The sequence below is a fragment of the Pseudoclavibacter sp. VKM Ac-2888 genome (assembly GCF_015351285.1).
In the GTDB taxonomy this organism is placed as follows: Bacteria; Actinomycetota; Actinomycetes; order Actinomycetales; family Microbacteriaceae; genus Pseudoclavibacter.
In genome coordinates this window covers 3,022,543-3,036,749 of sequence record NZ_JADKSM010000001.1, presented here as the reverse complement: position 1 = coordinate 3,036,749, position 14,207 = coordinate 3,022,543, and the positions used below count along the sequence as shown (strand labels likewise).

Genomic DNA, 14,207 nt, shown 5'->3' with positions numbered 1-14,207 from the left:
TCCGGCCAGGCCCACACGCAGATCAGGCCCGCACGAACGCTAAGCCCGCACGAGCACCTTCATGCCCTTGCCCGCGCGGAGGCTCTCGATCGCCCCGACCACGTCGTCGACGGCGACGTCGTCGACCCAGCCGTCAGCCGTGTATCCGCCAGCCGCCATCGCGGCGATGACCGCGTCGAAGTCGCTCTGCAGGTAGGCGAGGGTGCCCACGATCGCCGTCTCGCCCATGACGAGCTGCGTCGGCAGGAAATCCATGGGCCGCTCGTGGATGGCGACGACCACCACGCGCCCACCGGGAGTCAGGTTCGCAAGCGAGGCCGCGACAGCCGGCCCGACTCCGGCAGCGTCGAAGGCGACATCCACGCCATCCCCGCCCGTGATCTCAGCAACCCGAGCCGAGAGGTCCTCCGTCGTCGGGTCGACGAGGTTCGCCGCTCCGACCCCGGCGATCGCAGACCGGCGACCCTCGCTCGGCTCGGACACGATGACCGTCTCGACGCCCTTGGCACGCAACGCGAACCACACGCCGATGCCGATCGGGCCGGCACCCGAGATGAGCGCCGTCTGCCCAGCCTGCACGCCGCTCTGCTCGACCGCGTGCCATGCGACCGCCATCGGCTCGACGAGCGCCCCCAGGCGCAGGTCGACGTTCTCGGGCAGCACGTGCAGCTTGCTCGCATCCACCGTCGTGAATTCGGCCATGCCCCCACCGTGCGAGGAGAGGCCGTGGAAGCCGATCTTCGTGCACACGTTCGGCTTGCCGCGACGGCAGGCCGCGCACTCGCCGCACGCGTAGATCGGCCACACCGCGACGCGGTCGCCGAGCTGCACCGAGTCGACGCCCTCGCCGAGCTCGACGACGGTTCCGGAGAACTCGTGGCCCAGGATCTGCGGCGGCAGCGAACCCGTGACGGGGTGCGGATGCTCGAAGTCGAGGCCCGAGCTCTCCGGCGCGTAGTAGACGTGCAGATCGGAGCCGCAGATGCCGGCGTACGCGTTGCGCAGCTTCACCTGGCCCGGGCCCGGCGTGGGTTCGGCGACCTCCTCGACGCGCACGTCCTCCTTGCCGTGGAACACCGCGGCCTTCATGCGAGGAACTTCCGCAGGTCGGGGTAGCCGGTCGTCGACCAGGCGCCGTCGACGACCAGGTTGTCGCCGGAGATGTAGGAAGCATCGTCGCTCGCGAGGAACAGCGCGGCCGACGCGATCTCCTCCGGCTGCGCCGCGCGGCGGAAGGGGATGCGCTCGTCGTACGCCTCCTGCACGCCGGGAATGTCGGTGAGGCCCTTCGTGAGCGGGGTCGCGACGAGGCCGGGCGAGACGGCGTTCACGCGGATGCCGTGCTCGCCGAGCTCGAGCGCCGCCTGCTTCGTGAGCATGACAGCCGCGGCCTTGGAAGCCGTGTAGCCGACACCGAAGTGCATCGGCACGAGCGAGTTGAGGGAGGCGACGTTGACGATCGCCCCAGCCTTGCCCTCGGCGAGGAACTGGCGGGCCGCGAGGCGGGTGCCGTTGAAGGCGCTGTAGAGGTTGAGGCGGACCGTGAAGTCCCAGTCGGCGAACGAGATGTCGGTGAGCGTGCCCGAGCGGGAGCCTCCCGCGACGTTGAAGAGCGCGTCCAGCGTGCCGAACTTCTCGACCGTCTCGGCGATCAGACCTGCGAAGTCGTCCTCGTCGGTCACGTCGGTGCGGCGGCCGATGACATCGCCGCCGAAGGTCTCGCCTGCTGCGGCGACGAGCTCGGCGTTGATGTCGGCGACGACGACACTGGCGCCTTCGGCGACGAGGCGCTCCGTGATCTTCGCCCCGATGCCCGAGACGCCTCCCGTGACGATCGCGACCTTGCCGGCGAATCGGCCCGCGCCGGTTGCCGTCCTGTCTGCTGCTTGCGACATTGCTCACTCCGTTCTGCCCGCCGTCGTTGGCGTGCGTTTCCAGCGTACGCCGGTTATCAGGCACCTGTCAGATAGTTTGCTGTGGACCCACCCTTCAGCCCATAGGGTGGGCGGATGGATCCGCGTCAGGCACGAACACGCGCCGCCCTCCGCGCGGCGATCTACGAGCTCGCGGCCGCGCAGCCCATCGCCGATGTCACCGTGGCGCAAGTCGCCAGAGTCGCCAGCATCACCCGCGACACCTTCTACCGGCACGCGGCGACGCCAGAGCACCTCCTCGCGGCGTTCCTTGGCGAGGAGATCGACACCCTCATGGCACCCCTCGAATCACTGCCGGCCAGCAGCGGCAGCGAGCTCAGCGTCTTCGACGAACCGGAGCGCGAGCTCCTGCGGCACGTCGCTCGCCACGCGAAGATCTACCGCAACGCCATGTCGCCGCGACTCACCGGGGCCGTCCGCGACACCCTCGTCGACCGCATCGAGACCGGCCTCCGCACGCACCTCGACCGCCACCCCGAGATCGCGCCGACAGCCCAGCCCGGCATCGACCGCGAACGCCACGCGCGCCTCCTCATCGCCTACGCCGGCGGAGGCACCGTCAGCGCCATCGAGGAGTGGCTCCGGTCCGGGGAGGTCGACGACGTGGATGCGGCAGCCCGCACGATCATCGCCGCCTCCCCCGATTGGTGGCTCGGCCGGGCGTAGGCAGGGAGTGGCCGGGGTGGGCCGGCGGCCGGCGCCCGGCAGCGACCCGCATGTTTTGACGATGCTGTTTCCTGAGCGTGGCAGCAGGCTGGGAGTTGCGTGACCATGCCCCGGTCACGGGTCCGCGACGCCGTCCGGCGGCTAGCGTCGCTCTGATGACCACCACCTCGAACGGCGACGCCCAGCCAACGAAGCAGCCTGCGCAGCAGGCAGCGCAGCAGCCCACGCTCACCACGTACCGCGTGCTCGTCATCGGCGGCGGAAACGCGGGCCTCTCCGTCGCGGGCCGGCTGCAGCGAGCCGGCATCCCCGACATCACCGTCATCGAGCCGCGCGTCAACCACGTCTACCAGCCCATGCTCTCGCACGTCGCCGGCGGCACCGCGAAGGCGAGCCAGGCGACTCGACCGCAGGCCGACGTCATGCCGACGGGAGTGACGCTCCTCCGCGACGCCGTCGCCTCCGTCGACCCCGAGACCTCATCGCTGGTCCTCGAATCCGGCCGACGAGTCGGCTACGAGCACCTCATCGTCTGCCCGGGCATCGTGCAGGACTGGGATGCGATCCCCGGCCTGCGCGCAGCCCTGCAGTCGCCGCGCGTCGCATCCAGCTATGAGATCAGGCTCGCCGACAAGACCTCGCACCTTCTCCGCGACCTGCGGGACGGCACCGCCGTGTTCGTGCAGGCCCCCGAGCCTGCCTCGTTCGCCGGCGCCATCCAGAAGCCCATGTACCTGGCGTGCGACTACTGGCGCGCACGGGGCGTGCTCGACCGCATTCGGGTCGTGCTGGTGCTGCCGGACGCGACGCCGCTCGGCGTGCCGGAGATCGACGCGGAACTCGAGCGCAAGGTCGCCGAATACGGCATCGAGGTGCGCCGCGAATCGCGGCTCAGCGAGGTGATCGCCGACAGCAGCACCGCGGTCATCGGCAGGGCGACTCTCGGCACCACGGCCGGCGTCGAAGGCGAGCCCGAGCGCATCCACTACGACGCCCTCGTCGTGGAACCCCCGCAACGGGCTCCCGCCTGGATCGCCGAGGCGGGTCTCGCCGCGGCGGTGCCGCTGACTGGCAGCGAGGGTGGATTCGTCGACGTGGACGGGCGCACCCTGCAGCACCGGCGCTACCCGAACGTGTGGTCGCTCGGCGACGCCGCCGTCTCGGGGAGCCAGCGCTCCGGCGGGGCACTGCGGAAGCAGACGAAGGCCCTCGCCGAGAACCTCGTCGGCGTGCTCGGCGGAAACGGCGCGCGGAGCGAGTACGACGGCTACACCGTCGCTCCGTTCACGGTCTCACGCTCGCGCGTGGTCTTCGCGGAGTTCGACGCCGACGGGCAGCAGCGCCCGAGTATCCCCTTCTGGAAGGGACTCGCGCGCGAGCGTCGGCTCACCTGGGTCTTCGACCGACGCGTGCTGCCGTGGGTCTACTGGAACCTCATCCTCAAGGGCCGCGCGTAGCGTGAGGCGATTCGCGAGAGGTGCTGGCCGGGTTTCACTCAGGCTCAGGCTCAGGCGATGACGACGGCCGTGCCGTAGGCGACGATCTCCTGGTAGTTCTGGTCGATCTCGTTCGAGTCGTAGCGCATCGCGACGACGGCGTTCGCTCCGGCCGCCTCCGCTGCCGCCTTGAGGCGAGCGACGGCTTCCGCCCGGGCCTGCTCGAGCTGCGTCGTGAGGCCCTTCAGCTCACCGCCGCCGAGCGACTTGAAACCGGCAGCGAACTGCGCACCAATGTTCCGCGAGCGCACAGTGAGGCCCGAGACCTCGCCGATGACGCTCGAGATGGATGTGCCGGGAACGTCATTGGTCGTCACGATGATCATGAGGGAACGCTACCGAATCCGTGCCTCCACGGGAAGTACTCGGACACCTCCTCCGGCTCGAGCGGAAGGCTCGCTTGGGAGGCTCGCTTGGGAGGCTCGAGGCGCTCGGCCGCTCGCTCGGGACGCTTGTGTGGGAGGCTCGAGAGCATGAAGCGTGCGCTCGCCATCGTCACCGTCGTGCTGGGGCTCAGCCTCGCCGCCCTCGCGGCTGCCGCCGCTTTCGGTCCTGCCGGCGCCCTCGCGGCTGCCCACCCGGACACGGCCGGCCCGGGCACTGCCGAGTTCCTCGTGGGCCTCGGCTACGCCGGCCTCATGCTGGTGCCCGCGAGCGCGCTCGTGCTGCTTGTCCTTGGCCTGATCGCCCTCGTGCGCATCGCACGCACGGACGCGTCAGCCAACCGGGCCGCACGACGCTCTCCGTCCTCGAGCGACTGAGACGGCCCCACGACGGCAAACAAAAAAGGCCCGCTTTCGCGAGCCTTTCCTGCATCTGTCTCAACACAGAGCTTCGTACTCGAGCTTGGAAGCTCTGGTACCGTGCGCCCGAAGGGATTCGAACCCCTAACCTTCTGATCCGTAGTCAGATGCTCTATCCGTTGAGCTACGGGCGCCCAGTCTTTCGCTTGCGCGATTGACCAGGGGATAGCTTACACACGACCCTGGCGCACCGCAAACCCGGCGGGTCGCCCGCCATTTCGGGCAAGACCACGAACGATCCGCGCGCGCCCATGCAGACGCACAATGCTCGGACGAAACCCCCGGAGTACCCTCGAACGAGTGACCCCTGACCGCGCCAGCACCCCGAAGCCCCCATCCACCGGCAACCCCTGGCTCGGACACCTCGGCGGGTCCCGCGACTACCGACGCATTCAACTCGCGATGCTCTGCGCGGGGTTCGCGACGTTCGCGCAGCTCTACGCCCCACAGGCGCTGCTGCCCGAGATCTCGACGACCTTCGCGATCGACCCCGCGACGGCGGCGCTCATGGTGTCGATGGGCACCCTCGGCGTCGCCATCTCCGTCCTGCCCTGGTCGATAGCAGCCGACCGGATGGGGCGCGTTCGCGCCATCACGATCTCCATCTCGAGCGCCACCGTGCTCGGTCTGCTCATGATCCTCATGCCGAGCTTCGAGCTGGCGCTCGCGCTGCGCCTCCTCGAGGGGCTCGCGCTCGGCGGCGTCCCCGCCTGCGCCATCGCCTACCTCAACGAGGAGCTGCACCCCACTGCCGCTGCAGGAGCAGCCGGCACCTTCGTCGCCGGCAACACTCTCGGTGGACTCGGTGGCCGCATCGTGCCGACCCCCGTCGCCGAGCTCCTCGACTGGCGGCTGGGCCTCCTCACCGTGTCCCTCATCTCCGTCGCCATGGCGGTGCTCTTCATCTGGCTCATCCCCAAGCCGCGCGGGTTCGCCCCGCTCGCCAAGCACGCGGGTGGAACCCTCGGCGCGAGCATCGGCCGAGCATGGAAGGCCATCGCCGCGCACCTCTCCAGCACCAGGATGCTCGGCCTCTTCGCGCAGGGCTTCTTCCTCATGGGCGGATTCGTCGCCGTCTACAACTTCCTCGGCTTCCACCTCACCCAGTCGCCCTACTTCCTCCCCGTCTGGCTCGTGTCGCTCGTCTTCGTCACCTACCTCGCTGGCTCGTTCTCCTCGCCCTTCATCGCTCGCCTCGCCGGCCGCCACGGACGCAAGGTCGTGCTCCTCGCATCCACAGCCGTCTCCCTCGGCGGCCTCGCGCTCACCCTCGCGCCGCAGCTGTGGCTCGTCATCACCGGCCTCGCGATCTTCACGGCCGCCTTCTTCGGCGCGCACTCCGTCGCCGTCGGCTGGGCAGGCGCCTACCCGACCCGCGGCCGCGCCCAGGCAACCGCGCTCTACAACCTCGGCTACTACGGCGGTTCAAGCCTCTTCGGGTTCCTCGGCGGCGTCTTCTTCCAGCACTTCGACTGGCCGGGCGTCATCTGGATGGTCGGTGGCCTCACCATCATCGCCGGGCTCCTCGCCCTCTTCCTGCTCCCCTGGAAGGGTGAGACCGCCGCCACCCAGGCGGTTCGCGTCCCCTGACCCGCCAACGCGCAGCGTCGTCGCACGTCCGCAACCGCAACTTCACGTAATCGTCACAGGCAACCCCGCGCGGGGCCTGCCAAGGTGAACGCCGAAGTGCGACGCTAGGAACGCGCGCACACGCCGCCCCACGCACGCGGCACCGGCACGCTGCCCCAGCACCGCATCCCAACCCAGCACCGACACAGAAGGAGGGCACATGACGAAGGCGCCCACCTCTACCAGCACATCGACCTTCGACAGCGCCACCCAGCTGGCCGCCGTCACCCGTTCGGTGCGGATGCAGGAACTCGACGGCCACGACGGCTTCGTCATCACCCTCACGCAGACGTTCGCCGCGAAGCGCAGCTCGCTGTGGTCGGCGGCCACCGAGATCGCCCGCCTCGCCCAATGGTTCGCGCCCGTCGACGGCAGCCTGCGCCAGGGCGGCACCTACCAGATCCAGGACAACGCGCACGGGCACATCACCGGCTGCCACGCCCCGGACTCGTTCACGCTGACCTGGGAGTACGACGGCGAGCACACGCACATCGAGGCCCACTTCACGAAGGTCGACGAGGCCCACGCCACGCTCACCCTCGAACACCACTCCCCGACCGACGAGGAGACGTGGCCCAAGTTCGGCGTCGGCGCGACCGGAGTCGGCTGGGATCTGAGCTTCGCGAGCCTCGCCCACCACCTCGAAGCTGGCGCGACCGTTCCCCTCGAGACAACCTCGTGGGTGCGGGGCGACGACGCGCGGAGCTTCCTCATGCTGAGCGCCGAATCGTGGGCGGATGCCTCCATCGCTGCCGGCTCGGACGAGGCAGACGCTCGCGCCGCGCAGAAACGCACCACCGACGCCTACCTCGACGGCCTCGACGCGGCAGACGCCTGATCTTCCGCGCAGCAGACGCCTGAGCTTCGACGGCCCGACCGCCTGCGTCCACGGCCATACCGCTGCAGCCTCCCGAGTCCCGACCCGCGATCCCGAGTCCCGGCTCGCGAACCCCGAATTCGGAATCCCGATCCCGATTCCGATTCCCAGCTAGCGAACCCCGAATCCGACCTCCCGACCCGCGCCTCTCAACTCGCGCCTCTCGACTCGCGGCTCTCAACTCCCGCCTCTCGACTCGCGCCTCTCGACCCGCGACCGACTCGACGCCTCAGCCGCCGCCCTGCCTCCAGCCCCCTCGCCCTCGCCCTCGCGCTCGCCCTCGCCCTCGCGCTGGCCCTCGCTGCCCCCTCCGGCGCCCAGGGCTGACTTGTGGTCGTCATTCCGGGCCCGAAACAACCACAAGTCAGCCCTGGGCAGCGGAGGGGGTGCGCAGGATTGGGCAGGTGGATGGGCGGGCCGGCACGGCGCGGCGCGGGGCGGCGCGGCGCGGCGCGGCGCGGCGCGGGGCGGCGCTCAGTCGAGGCGGCGAGGGCCGGCTCCTCCGCCGGCGAGGGCATCGTCGGGGTTGAGGAGCCCGCAGGCCTTCATCGACAGGCAACCGCAGCCGATGCATCCCATGAGCTCGTGCTCGAGGCGCTCGATGCCGCGCCGCCGCTCCTCGAGCGTCCGCTTCCACCGCCGCGAAGCGCGCTGCCAGTCCTCCTGGCTGGGCGTCGCATCGCTCGGCAGGTCGGCAAACGCGTCCTGCACGTCAGACAGCGGAATGCCGAGGCGCTTCGCGACCGAGATGAGCGAGACTCGCCGAATCATGTGGCGGGCGTAGCGACGCTGGTTGCCAGCGGTGCGCACCGCGGCGATCAGCTCGAGTTCCTCGTAGAAGCGCAGCGCGGATGCGGCGACGCCCGTCCGACGAACCATGTCGCTCACCGTGAGCAGCTCGTCGGAGATGTGCGGCTGCCCCGGGGCCCGATCGAGCGCCTCTGTGTCCTTGCGTGTCTCGCTCACAGTGAAATCCCACCGTTCGAATTGACTTCAACCTTACTTTAGGTTCTAGCCTCGAAGAGGAAACGCACACGCAACTCCGATCACCGTCCTCCAGAACAGGCAGAGAGCCCACTCGATGACAGAACCCGCCCCCGAGGCACCAGTCCCAGCGGCGTTGCCCCAAGCAGCGCTGGCAGAAGAGTTCAAGGCCGCCTTCAGGGAGCACCCCGCAGCCGTCGCCATCATCGCGGCCCAGACCGCGAACGGCCCCGTCGGCCTCACCGCATCGAGCGTGAGCTCCGTCGCCGTCGACCCCGCCACGCTCTCGTTCTCCGTGACGCGGGCCACCGGCAGCGCCGGCGGACTCCTCGAAGCCGGCGACGTCACCGTGAACCTCCTCAGCCACGAGCAGGAGCAGATCGCCCTCGACTTCGCCCGCAGCGGCGCCCCCCGTTTCACTCCGGAACAGGGCTGGGATCACTTCCCCACGGGCGAGCCCTTCCTCCCCGAGGCTCGCGAGACGCTGCGCTGCCGCATCGCCAGCACCGTCAAGGTCGGCGGCTCGACCATCGTGCTCGCCGAGGTCCTCGAGGTCCTGCACGGCAGCACGGTCCCGCCGCTCATGTACCAGAACCGCCGCTTCGGCCGCCTCGACGCCGCCACGTTCGGCGACTGAACCCGCGACTGGACCCGCGCCGCAACCCGCCGCATCAACCCGCGACCGAACCCGCGATTCGGACGCCCCTCACACCACCCAAACTCACCAATACCGCAGAACACGACAGAAAGAGGGTCACACCATGACCGCATACACCCTTCCCGACCTGGCCTACGACTACTCCGCCCTCGCCCCGAGCATCAGCGGCGAGATCATGGAGCTGCACCACTCGAAGCACCACGCCACCTACGTGAAGGGCGCGAACACGGCGCTCGAGCAGCTCGCCGAGGCCCGCGAGAGCGGCAACCTCGCCAACGTGAACAAGCTCGAGAAGGACCTCGCGTTCAACCTCGGCGGCCACGTCAACCACTCCATCTTCTGGACCAACCTCTCCCCCAACGGCGGCGGCCAGGCCACTGGCTCGCTCGCCACGGCGATCGACGAGCAGTTCGGCTCCTTCGATGCGTTCGTCGCGCAGTTCACGGCAGTGGCGCTCGGCGTGCAGGGCTCCGGATGGGCTGTCCTCGCCTACGACGTGCTCGGCGAGCAGCTCGCCATCTTCCAGCTCTTCGACCAGCAGGGCAACGTGCCGTTCGGGCTCGTCCCGCTGCTCATGCTCGACGTCTGGGAGCACGCCTACTACCTCGACTACCGCAACGTTCGCGCCGACTACATCAAGGCGTTCTGGAACATCGCGGACTGGGACAACGTGCAGCAGCGCTACGACGCCGCGACGACGAAGACCAACGGCCTCATCACGCTCTAGGTCCTCCTCGCTCGAACCGCACACCTCCTGAGGCGCGGCGGGGGAACGGATGCACGCATCCGCTTCCCTGCCGCGCCTCAGTAGTCTCGGTGGCATGATCGGGCAGTTCTTCTCAGGCGTCAGCGCGCTCTTCCTGGGCTTCGGGTACTGGAAGAAGAAGCCGCATCTGATGCTGCTCGGGCTCATCCCGGCGCTCATCGTCTTCCTGCTCGTTGGCGCCGCGCTCGTCACGCTCCTGTTCTTCGTCGACGACCTCGTCGAGTGGGCCACCCCTTGGGCGGCGTCGTGGGACGAGGTGTGGCGCAACGTCCTGCGCATCGCCTTCATGACCCTCATCGTCGCGGGCGGCGTCTTCCTGTCGGTCACGACGTTCACCGCCATCACGCTGACCGTCGGCGATCCGTTCTACGAGCGCATCTGGCTGTCCGTCGAGCGCGACCTCGGTGACGAGAACCCGGGCGAGGGGCTCGGGCTCCTCGCGGCGGTCAGAGGCAGCCTGTGGCTCGTCGGCATGGGCATCCTCGCGGCCATCGCCGTCGCGATCGTGGGCGTCATCCCGCTCATCGGCTCGGTCGCCGCGGCGGTCGTCGGCGTCACGCTCAACGGGACGGTCCTGTCGCGGGAGCTCACCGGCAGGGCACTGGATGCGCGCCGGCTGCTCGGCGAGCAGCGCGCCTCCGTCATCCGCGGGAATCGTGCGCAGCTGCTCGGCTTCGGCGTCGCGACGCAGCTCTGCTTCATGGTGCCTGGTGGGGCCGTCTTCACGATGCCTGCTGCCGTCGCCGGCTCGACGGTGCTGGCTCGCCGCCTGCTCGACGAGCGCGGGCTGACCCGCGCAGGCTCGCCCGCAAGCGCCGAGCAGTAAATCCAGGGCAGAACGCCCCGACGTCGGCCGGTGCTGGCGCCTCCGTTCCGCTGCCTGGTTCAGCAGCCTGGACCGAGCGACTGGTCCAGCGGCTCGCAGCAGCAGCTCGCAGCAGCGGGCCCCGCTCGCCGATTCGGCGAGTGCGCGGCCCGCTGCCTCGAGCGCCACGTCGCGCGCCTCCCGGTGTGCGGCCGCGAACCGCAGGCCGTCCCGGGCCCGAGGCTGGGACGACCGACGGTTCAGCTTCGCCTGCCGGAGGAGGGTGAGAGGCGACCGAGCTGGACTGCCCTAGCAGGCGGCCCGGCGCTCGACCCGCAGACCGGTGACGAAGATCGTCTGGTCGTTGTCGGTGTTCACCGTGTTGTTCGTGGTGCCGAGCATGTACCCGAGGTTGAAGTAGCGCACCGTGAACGAGCGCACCGGGCCGGCGAAGACGACGTCGACCTGGCCACCGGGGGCGTCCTCGGCTTTGTTGCCGTCGACCGAGTTGTACCAGGGGCTCGTGGCGGTCCCGGCGCCCGTGACCGTGGAGCCGCTCGGGATCGAGAACGTCCTCGGCGCCGCGGACTCGAGCACAACACCGTCGAGGAAGTCGCGCGTGAGGCCGTTCCCCGCTCGCCAGAGCCGGTCGATGTCGGTGATGGAGAAGCGCACGTTGCAGAGGTCCTCAGCGAAGGTGAAGACGACGGTCTGGAAGTCGTTTGCAGACGGCTGCGTCAGGGCGTTCGGGCCGTTGAACTGGTTGATCTGGTAGCCGCGCTGGCCGATGCCGCCGACGTTCTGCGCCGAGACGGTGCCGTCGTTCGTCTCCGCCCGCATGTTGCCGCTGAAGGTGTGGCGCACCGTGGCGCTGATGTTGGACGTCGTGGGCCGGGTCGAGTTCTGCGGGCGGAAGACGGCCGTGCGGTCGAGGGTCGAGGATGCGCCGAGGGTCGCCGCGGTTCCGCTGACGGTCGCGAGCCCCCAGTTGATGCCGACGTCGGGGTCGACGCACAGCGTGGAGGCGGCTGCGAGGGGAGCCGCGATGGCTGTGGCCACGACCGGCGCCGACCAGGCGGCTGCGGTGAGCAGGGTGCGGCGGGTGGTCGTCGTGGGCGTTGCTGCGACGTTGGCGGGTTCGGGGGAGGTGTTCATTGCGCGACTTTCTGGGTTCCGAAAATTGGGCACACGAGCGAGCACCGCGTGGGAGTGCGGTGCTGCGGAGTGCTGGGAGTGGGCGTACCGCATCTGAGCGATTCGCGTCCGTGGTCGCGCTACGTCGCCTGGGGGCACACGAGCGTTCGACCTCGCGACTCTATGCGCAGGGATAGACCTTCCGGTCGGTCCGGCGACGGAATCGACGATTCTCGCGACAGAACAGGCCGCTCCGGCGTCAGTCGCGGCCGAGTGCCTCGATCGCCGCGAGCATCGATGTCACCGATGCGAAGCCCGACGCCCTGGCCGCGGCCCTGCGCTGCGTCGGCGAATCGCCCGTAGCCAGGAGGTGCCTGGCATGCCTCGCCCGAGCGTTGCGCAGCTCCACCGCTGGCGTCATGCCGACGCTCTCGAACGCCCTGTGCAGCAGGGAACGCGAGACGCTGAGGCGCCGCGCGAGGGTGGTCGCCGAGAGCGAGCGGTCGGCGAACTCTCCCGCGATGATCTGCCTGGCCCCCTCGATCAGGACCAGGAACCGGTCGCCGCCTTCGCTCGTGGTCGCCCGGAAACGCCCCACCGCCTCCGCGATGCTCGCGAGCAGCGCCGACTCGATCGCGATGCGCAGGTTTCCCGCGCCAGGCCCGGAGTAGTCCCTCTCGGAGTCCAGGATGCTCGTGACGAGCGCGCGCAGGGCGCGACTGTAGACAGGGTCTGCGTCGACCCTGAGGGGGAACTCCCGGATGATCGGCTCGACCGCGGAGCGCCGGACCGAGTAGAGAAACGAGGTCGTCTCATCCGCGCTCGACACATCGTGCGGCCGCCGCGGGTCGAAGAGGAGGTACGAGCCCGGAGTCAGCTCGTGGGAGATTCCTGCGATCCTGACGGTCATCGTCCCCGACACGGTGGAGAGCACCTGCACCGTCTCGAGCTCCCCAGGCAGGACGTCCGCGATCGTGGCCTGCACGGGCGTGAGGTGCAGCCGCCACATGGCGACATCGCCGAGGTCGATGGCCGTGACATCGACCGCGAACTCCGCCTGCGCACCTTCGACGCGGTAGCCGCTGAGTTCGGCGAACTCAGCCGCACCCCTGCCCCGACGCCGGTATCGTTGCGGAGAAGCCACCCGAATATTTTGGCACGAGTCCGCTTATTGCTTCTCGAGTGCGCGGCCGAGGCGCGCGGCCGCCTCCTGCAGGCGCTCGACGGGGGTGTCTCCGTAGGCGAGCCGCAGGCGGCGAGGCGCGTCGGTGCCCGGCCCAGACGGGAAGAACGAGCCGCGCTGGTAGCCGATGCCCTCAGCGCTGGCATCCTCGGCGAGCCTGTCCGCGTCGATCGCGTCGTCGACGAGGCGCGGCCACAGGAACAGGCCGCCATCTGGCGCGTCGATCTCGAAGGCCCCGGGCGCGTGGGCCTCGAGCGCGGCGGAGAGCGCATCCGCCCGTTCCCGGTACAGCTCTCGCGCCGACGCGAGCGTGTCGTCGAAGAACGTGGGCGTCGTCCCGAGCAGCTCGGCGACCGCATGCTGCACGAGCTGCGAGGAGTGCGAGTCCTGACGCGCGCGCAGCGACACGAAGTCGGGGACAAGCCGCTCCGGCAGCACGATCCAGCCGAGGCGCAGGCCCGGGCCGAGCGTCTTCGTGAACGTGTTGATGTGGATCACGTGCGAGGAGCTGTTGAAGATCTCGAAGTCGAGCTCATCGCCGCGGAAGCGCAGCTCCCGGTACGGGTTGTCGGCCAGCAGGATGAAGTCGTACCGCTCCGCGAGGCGCACGAGCTCACGGCGCCCCTCGAGAGTCAAGCTGTGCTGCGAGGGGTTGTGGAAGTCGGGCACCGTGTAGACGGCCGCCGGACGCGCGCCAGCGACCAGATGGGCCTCCAGCTCGGCGACGTCGAAGCCATCGCGGCCGACCGTGATCGGCAGGATCCTCGCGTCGGAGAGTTCGAGGCCGCGCAGGAACAGCGGGAAGATCGGGTTGTCGACCGCGACGAGGCCGCCCCGCTCGACCACGAGCTGCACGGCGAGGGAGATGCCGTGGAACCCGCCGTTCGTGATGAGCACACGCGATACCGGCACGCCCTCGCGTGCGGCGATCCACTCCCGGAGCGCGGGCACGCCCTCGGTTCGCCCGTACTGCAGCGCCGGCACGCCCGGCACGGACAGGACCCGCGCGGTCGCCTCGGCGAGTTCGGCGGAGGGGAGCACCGACGGGTCGGGGATGCCGCCGAGCAGCTCGATCGAGTCAGGGTGCCGGTCGCGCAGGGTCGCGTCGCCGAAGCCCTTCGGCGCGTTGAAGGCACGCGCGAGCTCCGTCGACGTCCAGGTCGGCGGGGAGGTCTGCGGCGTGCTCTGCAGGAGGGTCTGCGTGCTGGCGGTGCTTGTCATGGTGTCGTCGTTCTCTCTCGCACGAGGCGCTCGGCCTCGATCGGTTCAGCT

At 69.7% G+C, this 14,207-nt stretch carries 15 protein-coding genes and 1 tRNA gene; 8 read left to right on the top strand and 8 right to left on the bottom strand.

Features of this window, described 5'->3' with window-relative positions:
- Positions 1–39: 39 nt before the first annotated feature.
- Both ITJ61_RS14330 and ITJ61_RS14325 read right to left on the bottom strand, forming a co-directional pair.
- The gene (locus tag ITJ61_RS14330) at positions 40–1,089 is read right to left on the bottom strand and encodes a 2,3-butanediol dehydrogenase (RefSeq protein WP_104244500.1); all 1,050 of its coding nucleotides are present in this window, start codon (positions 1,087–1,089) and stop codon (positions 40–42) included.
- Positions 1,086–1,895, bottom strand: coding sequence for an SDR family NAD(P)-dependent oxidoreductase (locus tag ITJ61_RS14325; protein ID WP_194686510.1), 810 nt, complete (start codon positions 1,893–1,895; stop codon positions 1,086–1,088). Before ITJ61_RS14325 ends, ITJ61_RS14330 begins: the two co-directional genes overlap by 4 nt.
- A gap of 114 nt (positions 1,896–2,009) precedes the next feature.
- On the opposite strand from ITJ61_RS14325, the gene ITJ61_RS14320 reads away from it, so the two are divergent.
- Positions 2,010–2,600, top strand: coding sequence for a TetR/AcrR family transcriptional regulator (locus ITJ61_RS14320; protein WP_104301351.1), 591 nt, complete (start codon positions 2,010–2,012; stop codon positions 2,598–2,600).
- A 155-nt stretch (positions 2,601–2,755) separates the two neighbouring features.
- Positions 2,756–4,057, top strand: a complete 1,302-nt coding sequence (locus ITJ61_RS14315; protein WP_194686509.1) for an NAD(P)/FAD-dependent oxidoreductase — start codon at positions 2,756–2,758, stop codon at positions 4,055–4,057.
- A gap of 50 nt (positions 4,058–4,107) precedes the next feature.
- Here the strand turns inward: ITJ61_RS14315 and ITJ61_RS14310 are convergent, their stop codons facing one another.
- Positions 4,108–4,422 carry a heavy metal-binding domain-containing protein gene (locus ITJ61_RS14310; RefSeq protein ID WP_104244492.1) on the bottom strand — a complete coding sequence of 105 codons (315 nt, stop codon included), beginning with the start codon at positions 4,420–4,422 and terminating at the stop codon, positions 4,108–4,110.
- A gap of 147 nt (positions 4,423–4,569) precedes the next feature.
- Between ITJ61_RS14310 and ITJ61_RS14305 the strand changes: the two genes are divergently transcribed.
- Entirely contained in the window at positions 4,570–4,857 is a 288-nt protein-coding gene (locus ITJ61_RS14305) for a hypothetical protein (protein ID WP_104341787.1), read from the top strand.
- Between the two features lie 103 nt (positions 4,858–4,960).
- On the opposite strand, the gene ITJ61_RS14300 is transcribed toward ITJ61_RS14305, so the two are convergent.
- A tRNA-Arg gene (locus ITJ61_RS14300) sits at positions 4,961–5,033 on the bottom strand.
- 166 nt (positions 5,034–5,199) lie between these two features.
- Here ITJ61_RS14300 and ITJ61_RS14295 point away from each other — a divergent pair.
- Together ITJ61_RS14295 and ITJ61_RS14290 are read left to right on the top strand one after the other, a co-directional pair.
- The gene (locus tag ITJ61_RS14295; RefSeq protein ID WP_258063545.1) at positions 5,200–6,489 is read left to right on the top strand and encodes an MFS transporter; all 1,290 of its coding nucleotides are present in this window, start codon (positions 5,200–5,202) and stop codon (positions 6,487–6,489) included.
- Positions 6,490–6,688: 199 nt separating this feature from the next.
- Positions 6,689–7,366 (top strand): SRPBCC domain-containing protein, encoded by a 678-nt coding sequence (locus ITJ61_RS14290; RefSeq protein WP_104244486.1) that lies wholly within the window; start codon positions 6,689–6,691, stop codon positions 7,364–7,366.
- 513 nt (positions 7,367–7,879) lie between these two features.
- Here ITJ61_RS14290 and soxR read toward each other — a convergent pair.
- Positions 7,880–8,371, bottom strand: coding sequence for a redox-sensitive transcriptional activator SoxR (gene soxR, locus ITJ61_RS14285; RefSeq protein WP_374953210.1), 492 nt, complete (start codon positions 8,369–8,371; stop codon positions 7,880–7,882).
- A 115-nt stretch (positions 8,372–8,486) separates the two neighbouring features.
- Between soxR and ITJ61_RS14280 the strand changes: the two genes are divergently transcribed.
- From ITJ61_RS14280 to ITJ61_RS14270, 3 genes are all read left to right on the top strand, one after another.
- The gene (locus ITJ61_RS14280) at positions 8,487–9,026 is read left to right on the top strand and encodes a flavin reductase family protein (RefSeq protein ID WP_104307695.1); all 540 of its coding nucleotides are present in this window, start codon (positions 8,487–8,489) and stop codon (positions 9,024–9,026) included.
- 124 nt (positions 9,027–9,150) lie between these two features.
- Positions 9,151–9,774: a superoxide dismutase gene (locus tag ITJ61_RS14275; protein WP_104244356.1), complete on the top strand. Its 624-nt coding sequence runs from the start codon at positions 9,151–9,153 to the stop codon at positions 9,772–9,774.
- A gap of 94 nt (positions 9,775–9,868) precedes the next feature.
- Positions 9,869–10,639: an EI24 domain-containing protein gene (locus ITJ61_RS14270; RefSeq protein ID WP_194686508.1), complete on the top strand. Its 771-nt coding sequence runs from the start codon at positions 9,869–9,871 to the stop codon at positions 10,637–10,639.
- 288 nt (positions 10,640–10,927) lie between these two features.
- Here the strand turns inward: ITJ61_RS14270 and ITJ61_RS14265 are convergent, their stop codons facing one another.
- The 3 genes from ITJ61_RS14265 to ITJ61_RS14255 all read right to left on the bottom strand — a co-directional run bounded on the left by ITJ61_RS14265 (position 10,928) and on the right by ITJ61_RS14255 (position 14,156).
- Positions 10,928–11,773, bottom strand: a complete 846-nt coding sequence (locus tag ITJ61_RS14265; protein ID WP_194686507.1) for a hypothetical protein — start codon at positions 11,771–11,773, stop codon at positions 10,928–10,930.
- A 238-nt stretch (positions 11,774–12,011) separates the two neighbouring features.
- Positions 12,012–12,896 (bottom strand): helix-turn-helix domain-containing protein, encoded by an 885-nt coding sequence (locus tag ITJ61_RS20365; protein WP_104244352.1) that lies wholly within the window; start codon positions 12,894–12,896, stop codon positions 12,012–12,014.
- Between the two features lie 24 nt (positions 12,897–12,920).
- Positions 12,921–14,156, bottom strand: a complete 1,236-nt coding sequence (locus ITJ61_RS14255) for a PLP-dependent aminotransferase family protein (protein WP_194686506.1) — start codon at positions 14,154–14,156, stop codon at positions 12,921–12,923.
- Between the last annotated feature and the right edge of the window lie 51 nt (positions 14,157–14,207).